The sequence below is a fragment of the Ralstonia edaphi genome (assembly GCF_958350185.1).
GTDB lineage: Bacteria > Pseudomonadota > Gammaproteobacteria > Burkholderiales > Burkholderiaceae > Ralstonia > Ralstonia edaphi.
Genome location: NZ_CATWHI010000006.1, coordinates 119504 through 136346, shown reverse-complemented (window position 1 = coordinate 136346; position 16843 = coordinate 119504). Strand labels below are relative to the sequence as shown.

Sequence of the window (16843 nt, the reverse complement as noted above, 5' to 3'; positions counted from 1 at the left end):
CCGTGTGGATCGCGCCATCGGCCAGTTGCATTTTGGCGGTTCCATTCCGGGCATGGCGCGTGCTGTGTTGGCAATAAACGCCATCTGCCTCGCACCCCCTTTCCATACCTCATGACCGACGACACCAGCCCAAAGCTGTTCGCTTCCATGAAGAAACTGGCCGGCACGGTCGTCTCGATGCTGCAGACGCGGCTCGAGCTGGCGAGCGTCGAGCTGGCTGAAGAAAAAGAACGGCTGCTCGGCACCGCCTTCCTGGGCATGCTGGCCGTGAGCCTGATTGCCCTGTCCATCATGACGCTGACCGCGCTGGTGGTCATTCTCTGCTGGGATACATATCGCTGGCAGTCTCTTGCCGTGATGGCAGCGCTGTATGCGCTGGGCGCGGCCGCCTGCCTGTGGAAGGTGCGCTCGCTGCTGCGCAACGCACCGCCCCTGTTCGAGGCCACGCTTGCCGAAATCGACAAAGACCGGGAGATCCTGCGCCGATGACCGATTCGACCCAACATGCCCCGTCGCCCAGCACATCCGTGAACGAACCCGCATCGAGCGCGCGACATCATGTGCGGCCGTCTCGCCGCAGCGCTGAAACCCGTCTCCCGTTGAGCGTCCGCAAGGAATTGCTGCTGACGCGCGCCGCGTTGGAGCGCTACGACTACGCCCAGGCCCGCAACGATGTACATCGCGCTACCAGCCGCACCTTCAGCCTGGGCGGGCTCGGGGCGTTGCTGCCGAGCGTGATCCGCCCGCTGGCGCGGCCGAACAGTCTGATGCGAACCCTAGGTATTGCGCGCGAGTATCCGCTGGTCGGCACCGCGCTGTCGCTCGCGTATGCAGCATTGCGCCGCACCGTGATCGGCCGGATCACACGCAAGCTCGGCAAGGTGGGCATCGTGGCCGGCGCCGCTTGGTGGGGCTACCAGAAATGGCAGGAAGCGCAAGGCAAAGACGCGCGCCCTTCAACGGCGGCGTCTGGCACGGATACGGACGAGATCATCCCGGGCAGCACCTCCTGAACTTCCTGAGAACGACATGCCCAGCAAAAAGGCCGGAACGATCCGGCCTTTCTCGTTTGCGGCGGCGCAATATCAGTGCAGCGGGATCGGATGACGCATACGCTCCCACCGGCGGGCCACACTCTGGCGCAATCCAGCGAGCCCGTGCGGTTGCCCAGCGGCGCTGGCCTCGGCTTGGAGCGGCTGCGCGGCCATCTCGGCGCCATGCACGCCACGCCGCCGGCCCTGCCACATCAGCACGCCGCTGGCGCTCCAGCCGATCACGAAGAGCGTGTCCCCAACATGCCGAAGGGAATCGGGCGACGTACCCGCATGGAAAATGGCGCCGAGCATATCGGGAGGCAGTTCAGCGCAGATCCAAAGGAAAATTGCCGGCGCAGATGCAAAGACTCCCGGCTGCCACCACGGGTGGGCAACTTGCACATTGTCGGTCTCCATCGCGCCCTCCATCGCTTCTTCTAGTGATGTTTCGATCCTATGCCCCGTATGCGCAAATGGCGAGCCGCCCGTCGCTGAATGGCATGTCGGATTCGTCTGACATCGGCCACTGGAGAGCGCATTCGGGCTGATACGTTTGGGCTAAGGGCCATTCCGCATGGCACGCGGATGGCGTCACGACGCGGAGGTGGCGCGCGCGTTCACTCGCACGCCTACGATTACGGAGGAATGCCTGTGCCCGGCGCTCATATGCATAATGCATAAAAGCGGCGCATTGATGCCGTTTCCTCCGCAACACACTCGTCCGACCATGCTGGCCGCCACCTGCCTCCAACGCCGCGATGCACGCACCGGTATCACGCTACTGGAACCGGCCACGTTGTCTGTACAGGCCGGCGACCGGATCGCGCTGACCGGGCCATCCGGCGCAGGCAAGAGCGTGCTGCTGCGCGCGCTGGCGCTGCTCGATCCGCTCGATGACGGGCAGGTGACATGGCATGGTCAGGTCATCAGCCCGCGCGCGGTGCCCGCCTATCGGTGTCACGTGGCGTACGTGCGTCAGCGCCCCGCGCTTCTGCCCGGTACGGTCGGAGACAACCTGCACATGCCGTATCACCTGCGGGTGCGGCGCCACGGCAAGGGCTTCGACCGCGACGCCGCCATCGCCCTGCTTGCGGGTGCGGAGCGCGACGCGACCTTTCTCGACAAGAACGCCGCCGATCTTTCCGGCGGTGAAGCGCAGATCGCAGCGCTGGTCCGCACGCTGCAGACAGGGCCGACCGTCCTACTGCTCGACGAGCCTACGGCGGCTCTTGACCCCGCCTCTGCGCGGGCGATTGAAGCGCTGCTGCAGCATTGGTTTGCGCAGGCGCCAGACCGGCATGCGTGGATGTGGGTGACGCACGATCCGGCGCAAGCGGCGCGCATCGGCCGGCAGCACTGGAAGATGGTTGCCGGAAAGCTCGACACGGAGCCCGCCCGATGAGCGGGCAGGACCTCTCGCTCTCCGCCTGGCAGGTCGGCATTGCGGCCGCGCTGATCCTCGTGAACGGCGCGCTGTCGATCAGCTTGGGGCTTGGGCTGGAGCGACGCCTGGCGGGGGCGGCCGTGCGCACCGTCGTGCAATTGCTGGCGGTAGGCTTCGTGCTCGAATGGGTCTTCGCCCACGCGCATTGGGCGGTGGTGCTCGGCATCGTGGCCGTCATGACGCTGATTGCCGGACATGCCACTGGCAGCCGCGGCGCGCGCAGCTATGCGGGCTTGCGGCTGGACGGAACGTTGTCAGTCTTCGGCAGCACGTGGCTGATCGGCGCGATCGGTCTGGTGGTCGTCCTGCATGCGCGCCCATGGTACGAGCCGCAATACGCCATCCCGATCATGGGAATGATTCTTGGGAATACGCTCACGGGCGTGGGCCTGGCCCTGGAGCGCATGACCGGCGAGTTGACTGCCACGCGCGATCAGGTAGAGACCATCCTGGCGCTGGGCGGCACGCGGTGGGAAGCGGCGCGCGATGCAGCACGTACCGCCGTGCGCGCCGGCATGACACCGATCATCAACCAGATGACCGTCGTGGGCGTGGTGAGCTTGCCCGGCATGATGACGGGCCAGGTGCTGGCGGGGCAGTCTCCACTGGAGGCCGTGCGCTACCAGATCGTCATCATGTTCCTGCTGGCGGCATCTTCGGGGCTTGGGACGGTCGTGGCCGTGCTGCTGGCCTATCGCAGGCTGTTCAGTCCAAATCATCAATTGCTGACGGCGCGCATCACCCAACGCCGCGGAGCCAAATAGCATGCCGATCGCCCTGTCCTGCGGCCTCGTGCTGCTCAACGAAGACGGTGAAGTGCTCCTCGCCCACGCCACCGAGACGCGCCACTGGGACATCCCCAAGGGCGCGCCGGACCCCGGCGAGGACCATCGCGACACCGCCCTGCGCGAGACACGCGAGGAGACCGGCCTCGTGCTCGAGAGCCATGCCCTGATCGAACTCGGCCGGTTTCCGTATCGCCGCGACAAGGAGTTGCACCTGTTCGCCGCACGCCTGCGCCGCGCCGAAGTCGCACTCGACACGCTGACCTGCACATCGATGTTCAACAGCTATCACACCGGCCGACTCATCCCCGAGATGGACGCATACCGCTGGGCCACGGCGGACGAGGTGCCGAAGTATGCGAGCCAATCGCTCGCGCGGCTGTTTGCACAGACGTTGACGCTGGCGAGCATCGATGCCCGCCTCGCCGAGGCCGGGCTGTAGACGAAGCGCGCCTAAACCGGCACGTCGCCTTCGATGGTCGTGCGATGCAGCGTGCGCCGATACTTGTCTGGGCAGCCCGGCGCGAAGTGGATGGTGGAGCGGTTGTCCCAGAACAGCATGTCGCCGGGGCGCCACTGGTGCGTGTAGACGTTGTCGGCGCGGACGCTGTGGGCGAAGAGTTGCTCCAGCACGCTGGTGCTCTCGTCTTCCGGCAAACCCAGGATGTGCGACGTGAAGCCTTCGTTGGCGAAGAGCGCACGCTTGCCCGTTTCCGGATGCGTGCGCACAACGGGGTGATCGACCGGCGGCACGGCGTCGCGCTGCGCTTGCGTGAGCGGCGGACGCCAAGTCGACAGCGCGCGCAGTCGCTCATAGCGATACACATACGAATGCACGGCACGGCGGCCTTCGATGATGCGCTTGAGATCGGCCGGCAGCGTTTCGTAGGCGCGCACCATGTTGGCGAACAGCGTGTCGCCGCCCTCTTCCGGCAACTCGCGCGTGAGCAGCATCGAACCGAGGCTCGGCAGCGGCTTGTACGACAGGTCTGAATGCCAATCCCGCCCTGCATCGCCCAAGCCGATCGGCTTGCCGTTTTCGACCACGTTGGAGACGACCAGGATTTCCGGATAGCCGCTCAGATGAAACTGGTTCAGCACATGCACCTGCTGCGGGCCGAAGCGGCGGCTAAACGCCACGTGTGCCTGCGGCGTGAATTCGACGTCACGGAAAACCAGCAGGCCGTCATGCGCGAGCCAGGCTTGGCGGATGGCCGCGATGTCTGCGTCAGACAAATCGGCTGCATCGCGCAGGCCCAGCACCTCTGCGCCGAGCGGTGCGTCGGGCAGGCGGCGAATGTGGAATCGGGCTGTGTGAACGGCAGGAGCATCCGTGGCAACAACGGCGGCAACAACGGCGTCGGACATGATGTAAGCGCGCGGCAATAGACGAATTTCACATTACACCGCTCGGCCCCGCCGCGTGCCAACGAAGGAATGTGCAGATCGATAGGCGCTTAGCCGTAGATGGTGGCGTCGGGCAGGATGCCTTCCAGCGCGTAGCGGCCGATGGCGCGCAGCTTGTAGTCGAGGGGGTCGTGCAGCGTATGCGTGCGCGCGTTGCGCCAGAAGCGGTCCAGCGCGAGCGCCGCCTTGGTCGAGCGTGCGCCCGTCGCCTCGAACAATTCCTGGGCGACGAACAATGCGGCGCGATGTGCCAATACCTTGGCTTCGGCCGTAGCGAGCGACACCTCGGCACGCTCCTCGGCGCTGAGCGCAGCGCCTTTGCGCCATGCGCGGTCCAACCGCTGGATGGCGCGATCGGCCAGGGCTTCTGCCGCCAGCCATTGCACGCGCATCTCGCCAAAGCGGTGAATTTGGTACGGGTCGTCCGCCGCGCGCTCCACGCCCAAAGTGATCCACGGCCGTGACGATTGCAGCGTGTGCTTGCGCGCCTCGTCCAGCGCGCCTGCCGCAATGCCGGTGTAGAGATTGACCAGTACGTTTTGCGCGATACACGAACGCAGGGTTTGAGATGGCGTGAGGACGGCCTCGGGGCGCACCAGCACTTCATCTTCGCTGACCTGCACATGCCGGAATTGCACGGAGGCGCTGTCGGTCTGGCGCTGCCCGATCGGATGCCAGTCATCTCGCACCGTGATGCCGTAGCGCGCTGTCGGCACCACCGCCACAACGGGGTTGCCGCTGGCCGCGTCGTGGGCAGACACGACCATCACGTCGGAGCCGAGCGTGCCGGAACAGAAACCCTTTTCGCCATCGAGCAGCCAGCCGCTGCCCGAGCGCTGCGCACGCAGGCGATGGTCGAGCGGATTGACGGCGTTGCCCCACCACCAGCCCAGCTCGGCGGTCGGACGCAGGAAGCGTTCGCGCTGCGCGTCGGAGCCGTACAGATAGACGGTTGCGGTTTGCAGATACTGGAAAGCGAGCAGGTGCCCAAGGGAGCTGTCGACTGCGGCGATGGCGCGCACTGCGGCAAAGGCATCGGCCCAACTGACGCCGCTTCCGCCGTATTGCGTGGGAATTAACAGCGGCAGCAGGCCCGCTCGCGCAATCGCAGCCTTCTCGTGCGCGGCATGACCGCCGTGCTGGTCACGCTGCGCAGCGGTTGCCGCCAACTCAGCCAGCAGATGCGTCAGGTCGGGAAGTTGATGCAGATCGTCGAGCTTCATGCGTTTGCCTCGCGTCGGAGACGTCATCCGGTGCACGCACTATACGGACGGCGCCTACCGCCTTGAAGGAAGCAATCCGCATACGCATATCCAGCGCGCGACTATGCGTAGTGCGCCCGCATGCGCTCCAGGCACGCGCGCACATCGCCCACGACGAGGTGACAACTGCACGCGATCATGAGGTTGCGCGGCAGGCCGAAATCTTCCACGGCCCAGCCGTCGGCATCGTTGCCGTTTGTGTTCGGCACCTGCGCCAGGAGCGGCGCGGCGGGCACGTGATAGCACCACACGTCTTTGCCGCGGGCGATGGCGTAGCCGATTTCGAAACACGTGCCGGAATCGGGCTCGTGACCCCGGAAGTCAATTACGTTGGCGAGCACGGCGTCAGCTGAATCGATCAGCGCGATGTTCTGGCGATAGATCTCCGCGGCGGTCGCAGGGCCGTCAGCCTGCGAGGCGATCGCGTTGTCAAGCGGATACAGCCCGATGAAGCCGAACTCAGCGCACAGCGCCTTAAGGGCTTCGCCGTGCGCGATGGGCTCGGGACGGAAAACATCCGGCCCCGCGAGGTAGAGGTGCAACGTCATGACGCAGCCTGAGCCGATTGCGCCGTCGAGGCACGTTCCACGAGCGTACCTGGAAGCAATACGACACGGGCATCGCCGCTCACACCTTCGATGCGTTCATGCACGAATTCGACGGCCTTGTAACCGATGTCGTATGTCGGTTGCCGGATCGTGGTGATGCCGATCAACTCCGCCCATTCCGGATCGTCGATCGACAACAGCGCTGCACGCTCCTGCCAGGCTGCGCCGAACTGCGTATGCAGATGCCGCGCAACGATGAGCGCAACCGGCGCGTTGGCAACAAACAGCGCCAGTCGTTCTCCGCCACGCTGGTACACCGCATCGACACGCGTGTCGATCTCGGCCAGCGCACGCTCGACCGAAGCTTGATCGTTAGGGTCCAGCACCACCGTGGGCGGCACCGAACGCCCCCGTGCTGCCATCGCCTCCCGAAAAGCGCGTTCGCGCTCACGCCGAGAACTGACCTGCTCAAACGGCTGCACGATGAACTGGATGGCATCGAAACCGTGCTCCACCAAATGCTGCACGCCTAGGCTGACGGCGCCGCAGTTGTCGAGCCCCACGAGGTCGGCGTCAAACCCTTCGACCGTGCGATCCACCAGCACAGCGGGAATACCGCCACCCCGTAAGGGTCGCAGCACAGCCTCTTCTGCCCCGAGCGCATTGACGATCAGGCCTTCGACCCGGTACGTCGTCAGCAATTGAACGAAGCGGCGCTCCATCTCGATCTCGTTTGCGGCGTGGCAGATGAGCGGCATGTAGCCCAGCGCGTGGCAAGCGGCCTCGACGCCCTGCAGGACTTCGATCGTGTAAGGATTGGTCAGGTCGGCCACGAGCATGCCGAGCAGCCGGTTGCGGCCGCGCTTGAGACCGCGCGCCATCTGGTTGGGCCGGTAGTTCAACCGCTGGATGGCGGCTTCGATGCGCTGTCGCAGATCTTCCGAAAGGACTTGCATCTCGCCGTTCAGATAGCGCGACACGCTGGTCTTGCCGGTTCCCGCTTCGCGGGCCACGTCGGTGATGGTCGCAGGGCGCGAGGAAGAGGATGGGGAATCAGTCACGATGCGCTTCAGAACAGGCCGTCGGCGCGAGGGGCCGGCGCCAGGGTGCGAGGATCATAGCGCAATCCCGGCACGCGGCTCACTGGGCGCGAGCGGGCTCCAGCACCTGCGGATTGACCAGGTTCTCACGCAACGTACCGGCCAGCGCCTTGATCAGGTTGTCGGCCGCACAGCGGGCCATGGCGTGCCGCGTCTCGTGCGTTGCTGAGCCGATATGGGGCAATGCCACAACGTTTTTCATCGCCAGCAGCGGCGAGTCGGCCGGCAGCGGTTCGTGCTCGAACACATCGAGCCCCGCGCCGCGGATCGTGCCGTTGCGCAATGCCTGGATGAGCGCCGCCTCGTCGACGACGGGCCCACGCGATGCATTGATCAGGATGGCACTGCGCTTCATCTTCGCCAATTCTGCCGCCCCGATCAGGTGCTGCGTTTCGGGCGTCAACGGCACCTGCAGGCAGACAAAATCGGCTTCGGCGAGCAACGTGTCGAGCGTCACGCGGCGCGCGCCGTACTGCGCTTCCGCCTCGGGATGCGGATGCCGGTTCGTGTAAAGCACACGCATCCGGAAACCCAGCGCCGCACGGCGAGCCAACGCCGCACCGATCCGACCCAGCCCCACGATGCCGATCGTCTTGCCCTGGACATCGGTGCCGTAAAGCTCGGGCCCGATGCTGCGCTGCCAGTTGCCGGCCCTGACCCACTCCGCCAGTTCCACGACGCGACGCGCAGAGGCGAGGATCAGCGAAAACACGGTATCGGCGGTCGATTCCGTCAGCACGTCCGGCGTGTGCGCAAGCGCAATGCCGCGGCGCGTGAGATCGGGCACGTCGAAATTGTCATAGCCGACCGAAATCGTGGACCACGCCCTGAGCGTGGGCGCGCTGTCGAGCATCTGTGGCGTGATCTTCAGGCTCGCGCCGATCGCGCCTTCGGCGTTGGCAAGCGACTTGGTCAACGCCGCGGCATTGTCAACCTGCACGAGTTCGACATGCTCGCGCAACTCGGCAACGACATCGTCGGGCAGCGGCTTGTAGGCAACGACAAGCGGTTTCATCAGTTCATTTTCCTGGGACAGCGTTGGCAAGCGGGTAAGCGTCACGCGGTTGCGGCTTGACGCAGAGCGTGAGCACCACGGCGGCCAACAGCGCCGCGCTCATGAATGCGTACGACGCCAGCGGGGAGCCCGTGGCACCGTTCAGGTAGCCAACGAAGTACGAGCCGACAAACGAACCGAGGGCGCCCATGCTGTTGATCAGCGCCATCGCACCGCCCGCGACGTTCTTCGGCAGTAGCTCCGGCACGATCGCGAAAAACGGCCCATACGGCGCATACATCGCCGCACCGGCAATGACGAGCAGCGCGTACGACATCCAGAAGTGCGTTGAGCCGAGTCCATACGATGCGGCAAACGCAGCGGCGCCCACCAGCAGGAAAGGCCAGACGAAACCACGCCGCGACCCCACCTTGTCGGACGCCCACGACGCCGCCAGCATCGCGATGGTGGCCGCCAAATACGGCAGCGCCGACAGCCAGCCCGTCTCGACCATGCCGAGCGACGAGCCGTTCTTCACGATGGACGGCAGCCACAGCACAAAGCCATAGACGCCGATGCTCCAGCAGAAGTACTGCGCGCACAGCTTGATGACGACCGGCGAGCGGAAGGCCTCGCCATAGTTGCGCATCGGCTTGATGGCGGCCTGCTCCGCGGCCAGGGCCTGTTCGAGGTCGCGCTTTTCCTGTGTGCTCAGCCACGGCGCCTGCGCGGGCTTGTCCTGCACCAGGCACCACCAGCACACAGCCCAAATGATGGCGGGCACGCCTTCGGCAATGAACATATGGCGCCAGCCAAACTCGCGCACGAGGTAGCCCGATACCACCGACATCCAAAGCACGGTCACGGGATTGCCGAGAATCAGAAACGTATTCGCGCGCGAGCGCTCCTGCTTGGTAAACCAGTTGCTGATGTAGATGAGCATGGCCGGCATGACGGCCGCCTCAACCACGCCCAGCACAAACCGGATCGCCAGCAGCGAGGGGATGTCACTGACGACACCCGTCAGCGCGGCGCACAAGCCCCACAACACGAGGCTGATGAACACGAGCTTCTTCACGCTCCGGCGCTCGGCGTAGATGGCGCCCGGAATCTGGAAGAAGAAATAGCCAAGGAAGAACAGCGCGCCAATCAACGACGACAGCCCCTGGCTGATCCCCAGATCATGATTGATGCCGGCCGCCGCCGCGAAGCCATAGTTGGCGCGGTCGAGGTAGGCCAGGCTGTAGGTGATAAAGACGATCGGCATGATCATCCACCAGCGCCGCGCAGCAAGTTGCGTTGCCATGTTCGTGTCTCCTTTGATGGTGTGCGTTGCCCCTGAGGGCGGCAGTCGAAGCGCTGCGTTACACGCTGGGAATGGATTCCGGCTCGCACCCCAAGCGGGCCGTTTGTTCAAGTACCTCGAGCGCGGCGCGCGTCGGCAGGCCTTCGGAATCGCCGATCACCTGGATCGCCAGCGCGCCAATCCGGTTGCCGCGCGCAACGGCCTGTTCGGCAGACAGCCCTTCAAGCAGCGCGCTGACAACGCCCACCGCAAAGCCGTCGCCCGCGCCGACCGTGTCGACAACGCGTTCAACACGTACGCCGTCGGCAACGCCTTCCGCGCCATCAGCGGTCTGGTAGTAGGCGCCGGCAGCGCCCAGCTTGATCGCAACGCCGCGCGCGCCTCGGTCCAGATAGAAACGCGCAATGTCGGCCGGAGTGTCATAGCCGGTCAGTTGCTGCCCCTCGGCCAAGCCGGGCAGTACCCAATCGGAAAGCGACGCCAGCGCGTTGAGCGTGCTCACCATCTCGGTTGCGGAAGGCCACAGCGTGGGGCGCAGGTTCGGGTCAAAGGAAATCGAGCGACCGGCCGCACGCATTTCCCTCGCAAGGTGGGACGCAAGCTCGCACGACGATGCAGAAATTGCGGGGGCCACGCCCGTCAGATGCAGATGGCGCGCGCTGAGCACATAGTCGGCGACATAGTCGGCGCGCGAGAGGCGGCTGGCAGCCGAACCTTTGCGAAAGTACTCGACACGCGGGTCACTGCCATCGTCGGCGCGCGACTTCAGCTGGAAGCCCGTCGGATATTGCGGATCCACCGCTACACGCGAGGCGTCGATCCCTTCGCGTGCCAGCGTTTCCAGCACATATTCGCCAAACGAATCCTGCCCCACCCGGCTCACATAGCCGACGTGAAAACCGAGGCGGCTCAAGCCGACAGCGACGTTCAGATCGGCACCGGCGATCCGCTTGGTGAACTGCGTGGCCTGCGCGAGCGGCCCGGGCGCCGTCGCCACGAACATCGCCATGGCTTCGCCGTAGGTGATGACATCCAACGTATGCGACATGCGTAAGCTCCTTTGATGTCGAGTCACCGTCAGGCGGCCTTGAGCCACATGACATGTTGATGGGCGTCCGCGGCGGGATCGACCGCGTTGAACGGAAATTCGATGCCGCGCGGTACATCGCCGGGCAGCGCGGCCAGCACAGCGGCGAATCGCGCATCGTTGCCCGCAGGCGCCACGGCAAAGCGACGCGCGCCCTCTCCCGCGACACTCTTGCAATGGATGTATTCGACGTACGGCGCCAGCGCCTGCGCGCATGCAAGCGGCGTTTCGCCAGCCCACTCCCAGTTGCCAACGTCGAACGTCATGCCGAGCATGTCGGCCACGCCAGCCTCTTCCAATGCGGCGAATAAGCCTCGGAACTGCGACAGCGACCCGCCCACCGCCTGCTGACCGTTCTCAACAAGCACCCGTGCGCGCCAGCCTTGCAACAGTTGGGCCAGCGCCTCCGGCGACGCATCGCCGGCAAACCCGCCGAGCTGGAACTTCACGATGCGCGCGCCCAAGGTTTGCGCTTCGGCCAGCGCACTGCGAATGGCGACCGCGTCCAACGTGCCGTCGTGGGAGTACAGCGTGGCCGGCGTCGAGTAGACCGCCCACAAGCCGTATGCGGCCATCAGGCGACCCAGGGCCGCCAGGACATCCGCCGATACCGTGCCGTCCAGCCCAGCGGGCAACAATTCACGCCGCACTTCGAAGCCGGCCGCACCGACCGACGCGGCCAGCGGAACATAGGCGTGATGCCCCTGCTCGAGCACCTGCGCGGCGCCGAACGCGCTCGCCACGATCACGATATCTGTCATTTGTGCGCTTTTCTCCGTATGGAACCGGTTCCAATGGAAGATATGGTGGTGTCTGCGGATGATGAACGCTATAGAGGAAATCCCTAGCGGCGCCCGGAGAATGCGACCCGCCAGCCATTTGATCGGCGGTGGCGGGGCGATGGCGCCCTCGGGAAGGCACAGCAGAGCTGTGGAAGTGGAAGCTCGGCCACCCAGAGCCGAGGAAGATGGCGATCGTGCGCGCGCACGGCCAAGCCCAAACAAAAAGGGCCGACAGTCGCCTGTCAGCCCTTCGAATTTTGGTGGGTCCTGCGGGATTCGAACCCGCGACCAATAGATTAAAAGTCTACTGCTCTACCGACTGAGCTAAAGACCCCAAAGACCGCGATTATAGGGAGATACCCGCGATTCTGTCAACGCCCCGCAGGTCAGACAAGCCGCTCCATCCGCCACATCTGGTAGCGAAACGCCAGGACCGCGCCGATCACGATACCGGCCAGCGCGATGAACGAGCCGATCGCCAACGTCGATACGCCGGACAGCCCTTGCCCGATCGTGCAACCCAGCGCCGTGACGCCGCCGATGCCCATGAGGATGCCGCCGATGATGTGGTTGCCCGTGTCCTCGGCATTCGCAAAGCCTTCCCAGCGGAACGTGCGCGTGACCAGCGCCACCGCCGCCGAGCCTGCAATCACGCCGAGCACGCTGACGATACCGACCGTCAGCACCTTCGATGTATCGCTGAAGAACATCAGCCACTCCAGCGTGTACGACACCGGCGCCACGAAGCTCAGCGCTTCCATGCGGCCGCTGTTGGTCGCCACGAACGCTTCCTGCAGCGTGTTCGGATCTTCCTGCACATAGCCGAGATGCCCCGAGACATACCACATGCCGACGATGACGAGGCCAACGCCGATGCCGCCCAGCAGGTTGTCACCCGTGCGGAAATCGCGCCCCAGCAGCGCCCATAGCGACAGCGCCCCGCCGACCACCAGCGCCAGCACCAGGCGCAGCATGCGCACATCGGCGGAGAACGCGTGGCCCAGCACACTCGGCAAGTCCTGCGACGTCGGCAGCGCAACGGCTACGCTGTCCACGGTTGCCACACGCACCACGCCAAACACGCCCTTGAGGGTCATGTACGCCGCGAGCCCCAGGAACACGAACACCACCACCGACTTGAGGTTGCCGCCGCCGATACGCACCAGCGTCTTGCTGCCGCATCCCGAGCCCAGCACCATGCCGAATCCGAACAGCAGCCCGCCCACGAGCGACGACAGCCACAGCAGCTTGCTGGCCGTGTAGATCGTTTTGCTTGTATCGATCAGGCCAAGCCAGCTCAGGCACCCCGTGCCGATCATGGCCACGCCGATGGCCAGCGCCCACATGCGCAGCCGGTTCCAGTCGCCGATGTTGATGACGTCGGACACCGCGCCCATCGTGCAGAAGTGCGTGCGCTGAAGGATCGCGCCAAACACGAACGTCAGCGCAAACGTGCCCCACAGCACCGTGTGGGACAACGTGTTGAGATCGATCTCGGGCATGGTGCGTCAGGCGTAGCGGGTGGGGTCAGGCACGCCGGCAGCTTCAAACCCGGCCTTGCGGATGCGGCACGAATCGCACACGCCGCAAGCGCGGCCGGCGTCGTCGGCCTTGTAGCAGGACACAGTCAGGCCGTAGTCCACGCCCAGCTGCACGCCGGCCTGGATGATCTCCGCCTTGGTCATGTCGATGATGGGTGCGTTCACACGGATGCGCTCGCCTTCCACGCCGGCCTTCGTCGCCAGGTTGGCGAGTGTTTCGTACGCGGCAACGTATTCGGGGCGGCAATCCGGATAGCCGGAGTAGTCCACGGCATTCGCGCCAAAGAACAGGTCACGTGCGCCGACCGCCTCGGCCCAGCCGAGCGCCAGTGACAGCATGATGGTGTTGCGCGCCGGCACATACGTGATCGGGATGCCCGATTGCGCACCGTCGGTCGGCACGTCGAGCGCGTCGTCCGTCAGCGCGGAACCACCGAACTTGCGCAGGTCCAGATCGACGATTTCATGGCGCACAGCGCCGAGCGCCGCCGCTACTTTCTTCGCCGCCTCTAGCTCGGACGAGTGCCGCTGGCCGTAGCGCATCGACAGCGCGTAAGTCTCAAAGCCATCGGCATTGGCCATGGCGAGCACGGTGGCAGAGTCCAACCCGCCGGAGAGCAGGACGATGGCGCGTTTTTTCATGGGCGAAGCCTTGCAAAGCGATTCGGGAAGGCCCGCATTTTAGCGTGCCACCGCCCTGCGCGCCCCCGCTGCCGCATATGGACACCATTTGACGCCCCATGAAAAACGCCCGCCGGTGAAGCCACGGGCGGGCGTCTGTTCACATGCCGAGCGGCCTGCCGATCAGCGCATCGTCTTCAGCCGGCTTTGGGCGGTCTTGGCCTGCTCGGTACCGGGATACTGCGAGACCACAGATTCCAGCGTCTTGCGCGCAGCCGCCTTCTGGCCCGACTCGCCCTGGTTGGTCGCCACCTGCAGCAGCGCATCAGGCGCCTTCGGATGCTGCGGATTGCTGCGCGCCATGTTCTCCAGCACGTAGCTCGAGCCCTTGTAGTCACGTTGCGCATAAAGCGCATTCCCCAGCCAGAACTGCGCCAGCGGCAGATACGGGCTTTGCGGATACTTCTTCACGAACGCCGAGAACTGATTGCCCGCACCCTTGAAGTCGCCACCCTGGAATGCCTTGAGCGCAGCGTCGTATTCCGGCTTCTCGTTCGGCTGGACCATGCCTTCGCGGCCGTCCACCGTCGCTTGCTGGGGCTCGAACTTCTTCAGGCGCGCATCGAGGTCGGCGTAGTAATCCTTCTGCTGCTTGGTCAGCGTATCGACGCTGTTCTGCAGGACTTCGTTCTGCCCCCGCAGGCGCGCCACTTCGGATTTGAGTGTCTCGATCTGGTTTTGCGCGTCGATCAGGTTCTTGCTGTTCTGATCGATGCGCTGGGCCGCCGTCGACTGGAAGTTGTTGAACTTGTCGCGCATGTCGATGATGGCGCGGCGCGCCTCATCGTCGTCAAACACCCCCGCTGCCGCCGGGCCGGCCATGGTGAGGGCGCCACCCGCGACGAGCGTCGCCATCAGGATGGCCCGACGCGTGGCCCCATAAGCGCGCTGTTTCATCATCGTATTCATGTGATTGCCAACGTAAGAACGCCGGCCGCAACCTCGCAGCCGGCGCGTTCCACTTCAAACCGTACCGATCAATAGACGATGTCGGCGCGGCGGTTCTGTGCCCACGAATCTTCGTCGTGGCCGGTCGCTTGCGGCTTTTCCTTACCCAGGCTCACGGCTTCCATCTGGCTGTCAGGCACGCCCATCGACGACAGGGCGCGACGCACGGCCTCGGCACGCTTCTGGCCCAGTGCCAGGTTGTATTCGCTCGTGCCGCGCTCGTCGGTGTTGCCTTGGATCAGGACCTTGCGCTGGTTGTGCGATTGCAGGTAGCGCGAGTGCTGACCCAGCAGACCTTGGTACTCCGGCTTGACCGAGTAGCTGTCGAAATCGAAGTAAATGCTGCGCTTGGCCAGCGGGCTGTTCGGGTCGGTCAGTTCGTCACGGCCCACGTCCACCGGGGTGACCGTGCGGGCATCGGCGCCCGTACCGGCAGCGCCGCCCGTACCGTTCTTGGCGGTGTCATCGAGCTTCACGCCCGAGCTGCAAGCGCCCAGGGCCAGCAGCGCGGCAATGGCTGCAAGTTTGATCATGGTTTGGGACTTCGACATGTCCGATTTCTCCTAGTGGAACAGCTTCGTTATTGCATGAAAGGACCCCACGCCGGCTCACGAACCTCGCCGGCCTGGAGGGAAAGAACCTGACGCGTACGGCCATCGGTCGACACCGCGGCCAACACCGATTTGCCGCCCACGCGCGTGGAATACAGGATGAACTTGCCGTTGGCCGCAAAGCTCGGCGATTCATCGTTCGAGGTATCCGTCAGCGCGTTCACATCGCCATTGGACAAGTCCTGCGTGTACAGGCGGAACGCACCACCCACGCGCGAGATGTAAGCCAACAGCTTGCCGTCCGGCGACACACGCGGGCTCGTGTTGTAGCTGCCCTTGAACGTCACGCGTTGCGCACCGCCCGATTCTTCTCCGTCGACCGACATGCGATAGATCTGCGGGGCACCACCACGGTCGCTGGTGAAGTAGATGTAGCGGCCATCCGGCGAGAACGACGGCTCGGTATCGATCGCGCTGCTGCGGCTCAGGCGGCGCAGGCCCGAGCCATCGGCGTTGACCAGGTAGACCTGCGTATTGCCATCGCGCGAGAGCGACACCGCCACGTGACGACCATCCGGCGACCAGGCCGGCGCCGAGTTGTTGCCCTTCTGGTTCGAGATGACCGTGCGGCGGCCTGCCACCAGGTCATGCACATACACCACCGGCTTCTTGCTCTCGAACGACACATACGCGACCTTGGTGCCGTCCGGCGACCACGACGGCGAGATGATCGGTTCGTTGCTCGTCAAAGCGATCTGCGGGTTGGCGCCGTCCGAATCGGAAATCTGCAGCTGGAACCGGCGGCCGACCTTGGACACGTACGACAGGCGCGTCGCAAAAATACCGCGCTCGCCAATCAGCTTCTGATAGATGTAGTCGGCAATTTCGTGTGCGGCCAAACGCAATTGGCCGGGGCCCCGCGTGAGCGACAGGCCGCCCAGGCTTTCGCCCTTCGCAGTGTCGTACAAACGGAAGCGGATTTCATAGCGGTCGCCGTTGCGGGTCACGGTGCCGCCCACGAAGGCTGCTGCGCCCTTGGACTTCCAGGCGCCCAGGTCAGGCGCCGGGCTTTCCGGCACGACCGCCCCGGCCACATCGACGTTCGAGAAGCGGCCGCTGCGCGCCAGGTCCGCCCGCACGATCGCCGAGAGGTTTTGCGGAGCCTGTGCCTCGCCCTGGAAGTTGGCGATCGCGATCGGGTACTGGCTGGCGCCGACGCCCGAGATCTCCACGTTGAGCTGGGCATGGGCCACGCCGACGCTTGCCGCAGTCAGCAGCAGCGCCTGCGCCGCGCGTCGAAACATCGGGATCCACATCGTTCGCATCATGTTCATCTTCCCTACTATCAAATCCGGAATCTGAGTACGCTGGCC

The 16843-nt window shown here is 64.9% G+C and carries 19 protein-coding genes and 1 tRNA gene; 5 read left to right on the top strand and 15 right to left on the bottom strand.

The annotated features are described in order from the left end of the window. Nucleotides 1-111 precede the first annotated feature (111 nt). Nucleotides 112-489 (top strand): phage holin family protein, encoded by a 378-nt coding sequence (locus tag R2669_RS20885; RefSeq protein WP_147216989.1) that lies wholly within the window; start codon nt 112-114, stop codon nt 487-489. Beyond that, nucleotides 486-1013 (top strand): DUF3318 domain-containing protein, encoded by a 528-nt coding sequence (locus R2669_RS20880; RefSeq protein WP_316901906.1) that lies wholly within the window; start codon nt 486-488, stop codon nt 1011-1013. The genes R2669_RS20885 and R2669_RS20880 overlap by 4 nt, the downstream gene beginning before the upstream one ends. A gap of 72 nt (nt 1014-1085) precedes the next feature. Here the strand turns inward: R2669_RS20880 and R2669_RS20875 are convergent, their stop codons facing one another. After that, nucleotides 1086-1451, bottom strand: a complete 366-nt coding sequence (locus tag R2669_RS20875; protein ID WP_316888235.1) for a hypothetical protein — start codon at nt 1449-1451, stop codon at nt 1086-1088. Between the two features lie 310 nt (nt 1452-1761). Here R2669_RS20875 and R2669_RS20870 point away from each other — a divergent pair, with 310 nt between their 5' ends. From R2669_RS20870 to R2669_RS20860, 3 genes are read left to right on the top strand one after another with little or no spacing between them, the layout of a single operon-like run. After that, nucleotides 1762-2436, top strand: a complete 675-nt coding sequence (locus R2669_RS20870; RefSeq protein ID WP_316889205.1) for an ABC transporter ATP-binding protein — start codon at nt 1762-1764, stop codon at nt 2434-2436. Continuing rightward, nucleotides 2433-3242 carry an ABC transporter permease gene (locus R2669_RS20865; RefSeq protein ID WP_316888236.1) on the top strand — a complete coding sequence of 270 codons (810 nt, stop codon included), beginning with the start codon at nt 2433-2435 and terminating at the stop codon, nt 3240-3242. Before R2669_RS20870 ends, R2669_RS20865 begins: the two co-directional genes overlap by 4 nt. 1 nt (nt 3243) lies before the next feature. After that, nucleotides 3244-3705, top strand: a complete 462-nt coding sequence (locus R2669_RS20860) for an NUDIX hydrolase (protein ID WP_316888238.1) — start codon at nt 3244-3246, stop codon at nt 3703-3705. Between the two features lie 11 nt (nt 3706-3716). Here R2669_RS20860 and R2669_RS20855 read toward each other — a convergent pair whose 3' ends face one another. From R2669_RS20855 to tolB, 14 genes are all read right to left on the bottom strand, one after another. Then, nucleotides 3717-4631 carry a TauD/TfdA dioxygenase family protein gene (locus tag R2669_RS20855; RefSeq protein WP_316888240.1) on the bottom strand — a complete coding sequence of 305 codons (915 nt, stop codon included), beginning with the start codon at nt 4629-4631 and terminating at the stop codon, nt 3717-3719. Nucleotides 4632-4720: 89 nt separating this feature from the next. Then, nucleotides 4721-5893 (bottom strand): acyl-CoA dehydrogenase family protein, encoded by a 1173-nt coding sequence (locus R2669_RS20850; protein ID WP_147216978.1) that lies wholly within the window; start codon nt 5891-5893, stop codon nt 4721-4723. Nucleotides 5894-5994: 101 nt separating this feature from the next. Continuing rightward, nucleotides 5995-6480 carry a nucleoside 2-deoxyribosyltransferase gene (locus tag R2669_RS20845; protein ID WP_316901905.1) on the bottom strand — a complete coding sequence of 162 codons (486 nt, stop codon included), beginning with the start codon at nt 6478-6480 and terminating at the stop codon, nt 5995-5997. Then, on the bottom strand, nt 6477-7541 hold the full coding sequence (locus R2669_RS20840) for a LacI family DNA-binding transcriptional regulator (protein ID WP_316901904.1): 1065 nt from the start codon (nt 7539-7541) through the stop codon (nt 6477-6479). Before R2669_RS20840 ends, R2669_RS20845 begins: the two co-directional genes overlap by 4 nt. Before the next feature lie 79 nt (nt 7542-7620). Beyond that, complete coding sequence (locus R2669_RS20835; RefSeq protein ID WP_316901903.1) at nt 7621-8595, bottom strand: NAD(P)-dependent oxidoreductase; 975 nt, start codon at nt 8593-8595, stop codon at nt 7621-7623. 4 nt (nt 8596-8599) lie between these two features. Next, entirely contained in the window at nt 8600-9880 is a 1281-nt protein-coding gene (locus tag R2669_RS20830) for an MFS transporter (protein WP_316901902.1), read from the bottom strand. A 58-nt stretch (nt 9881-9938) separates the two neighbouring features. Further along, nucleotides 9939-10928: a sugar kinase gene (locus tag R2669_RS20825; RefSeq protein WP_316901901.1), complete on the bottom strand. Its 990-nt coding sequence runs from the start codon at nt 10926-10928 to the stop codon at nt 9939-9941. 29 nt (nt 10929-10957) lie between these two features. After that, nucleotides 10958-11728 (bottom strand): sugar phosphate isomerase/epimerase family protein, encoded by a 771-nt coding sequence (locus tag R2669_RS20820; RefSeq protein ID WP_316901900.1) that lies wholly within the window; start codon nt 11726-11728, stop codon nt 10958-10960. Between the two features lie 279 nt (nt 11729-12007). Continuing rightward, nucleotides 12008-12083: transfer RNA gene (locus R2669_RS20815), tRNA-Lys, on the bottom strand. Between the two features lie 52 nt (nt 12084-12135). Continuing rightward, entirely contained in the window at nt 12136-13251 is a 1116-nt protein-coding gene (locus R2669_RS20810; protein ID WP_147216964.1) for a YeeE/YedE family protein, read from the bottom strand. Nucleotides 13252-13257: 6 nt separating this feature from the next. Then, nucleotides 13258-13932: a 7-cyano-7-deazaguanine synthase QueC gene (gene queC, locus R2669_RS20805; protein ID WP_147216962.1), complete on the bottom strand. Its 675-nt coding sequence runs from the start codon at nt 13930-13932 to the stop codon at nt 13258-13260. A 162-nt stretch (nt 13933-14094) separates the two neighbouring features. Then, entirely contained in the window at nt 14095-14880 is a 786-nt protein-coding gene (gene ybgF / locus R2669_RS20800; RefSeq protein WP_147216960.1) for a tol-pal system protein YbgF, read from the bottom strand. Between the two features lie 68 nt (nt 14881-14948). Further along, on the bottom strand, nt 14949-15470 hold the full coding sequence (gene pal / locus R2669_RS20795) for a peptidoglycan-associated lipoprotein Pal (RefSeq protein ID WP_009238838.1): 522 nt from the start codon (nt 15468-15470) through the stop codon (nt 14949-14951). 29 nt (nt 15471-15499) lie between these two features. Beyond that, complete coding sequence (gene tolB / locus R2669_RS20790) at nt 15500-16804, bottom strand: Tol-Pal system beta propeller repeat protein TolB (protein ID WP_147216958.1); 1305 nt, start codon at nt 16802-16804, stop codon at nt 15500-15502. Nucleotides 16805-16843 lie beyond the last annotated feature (39 nt).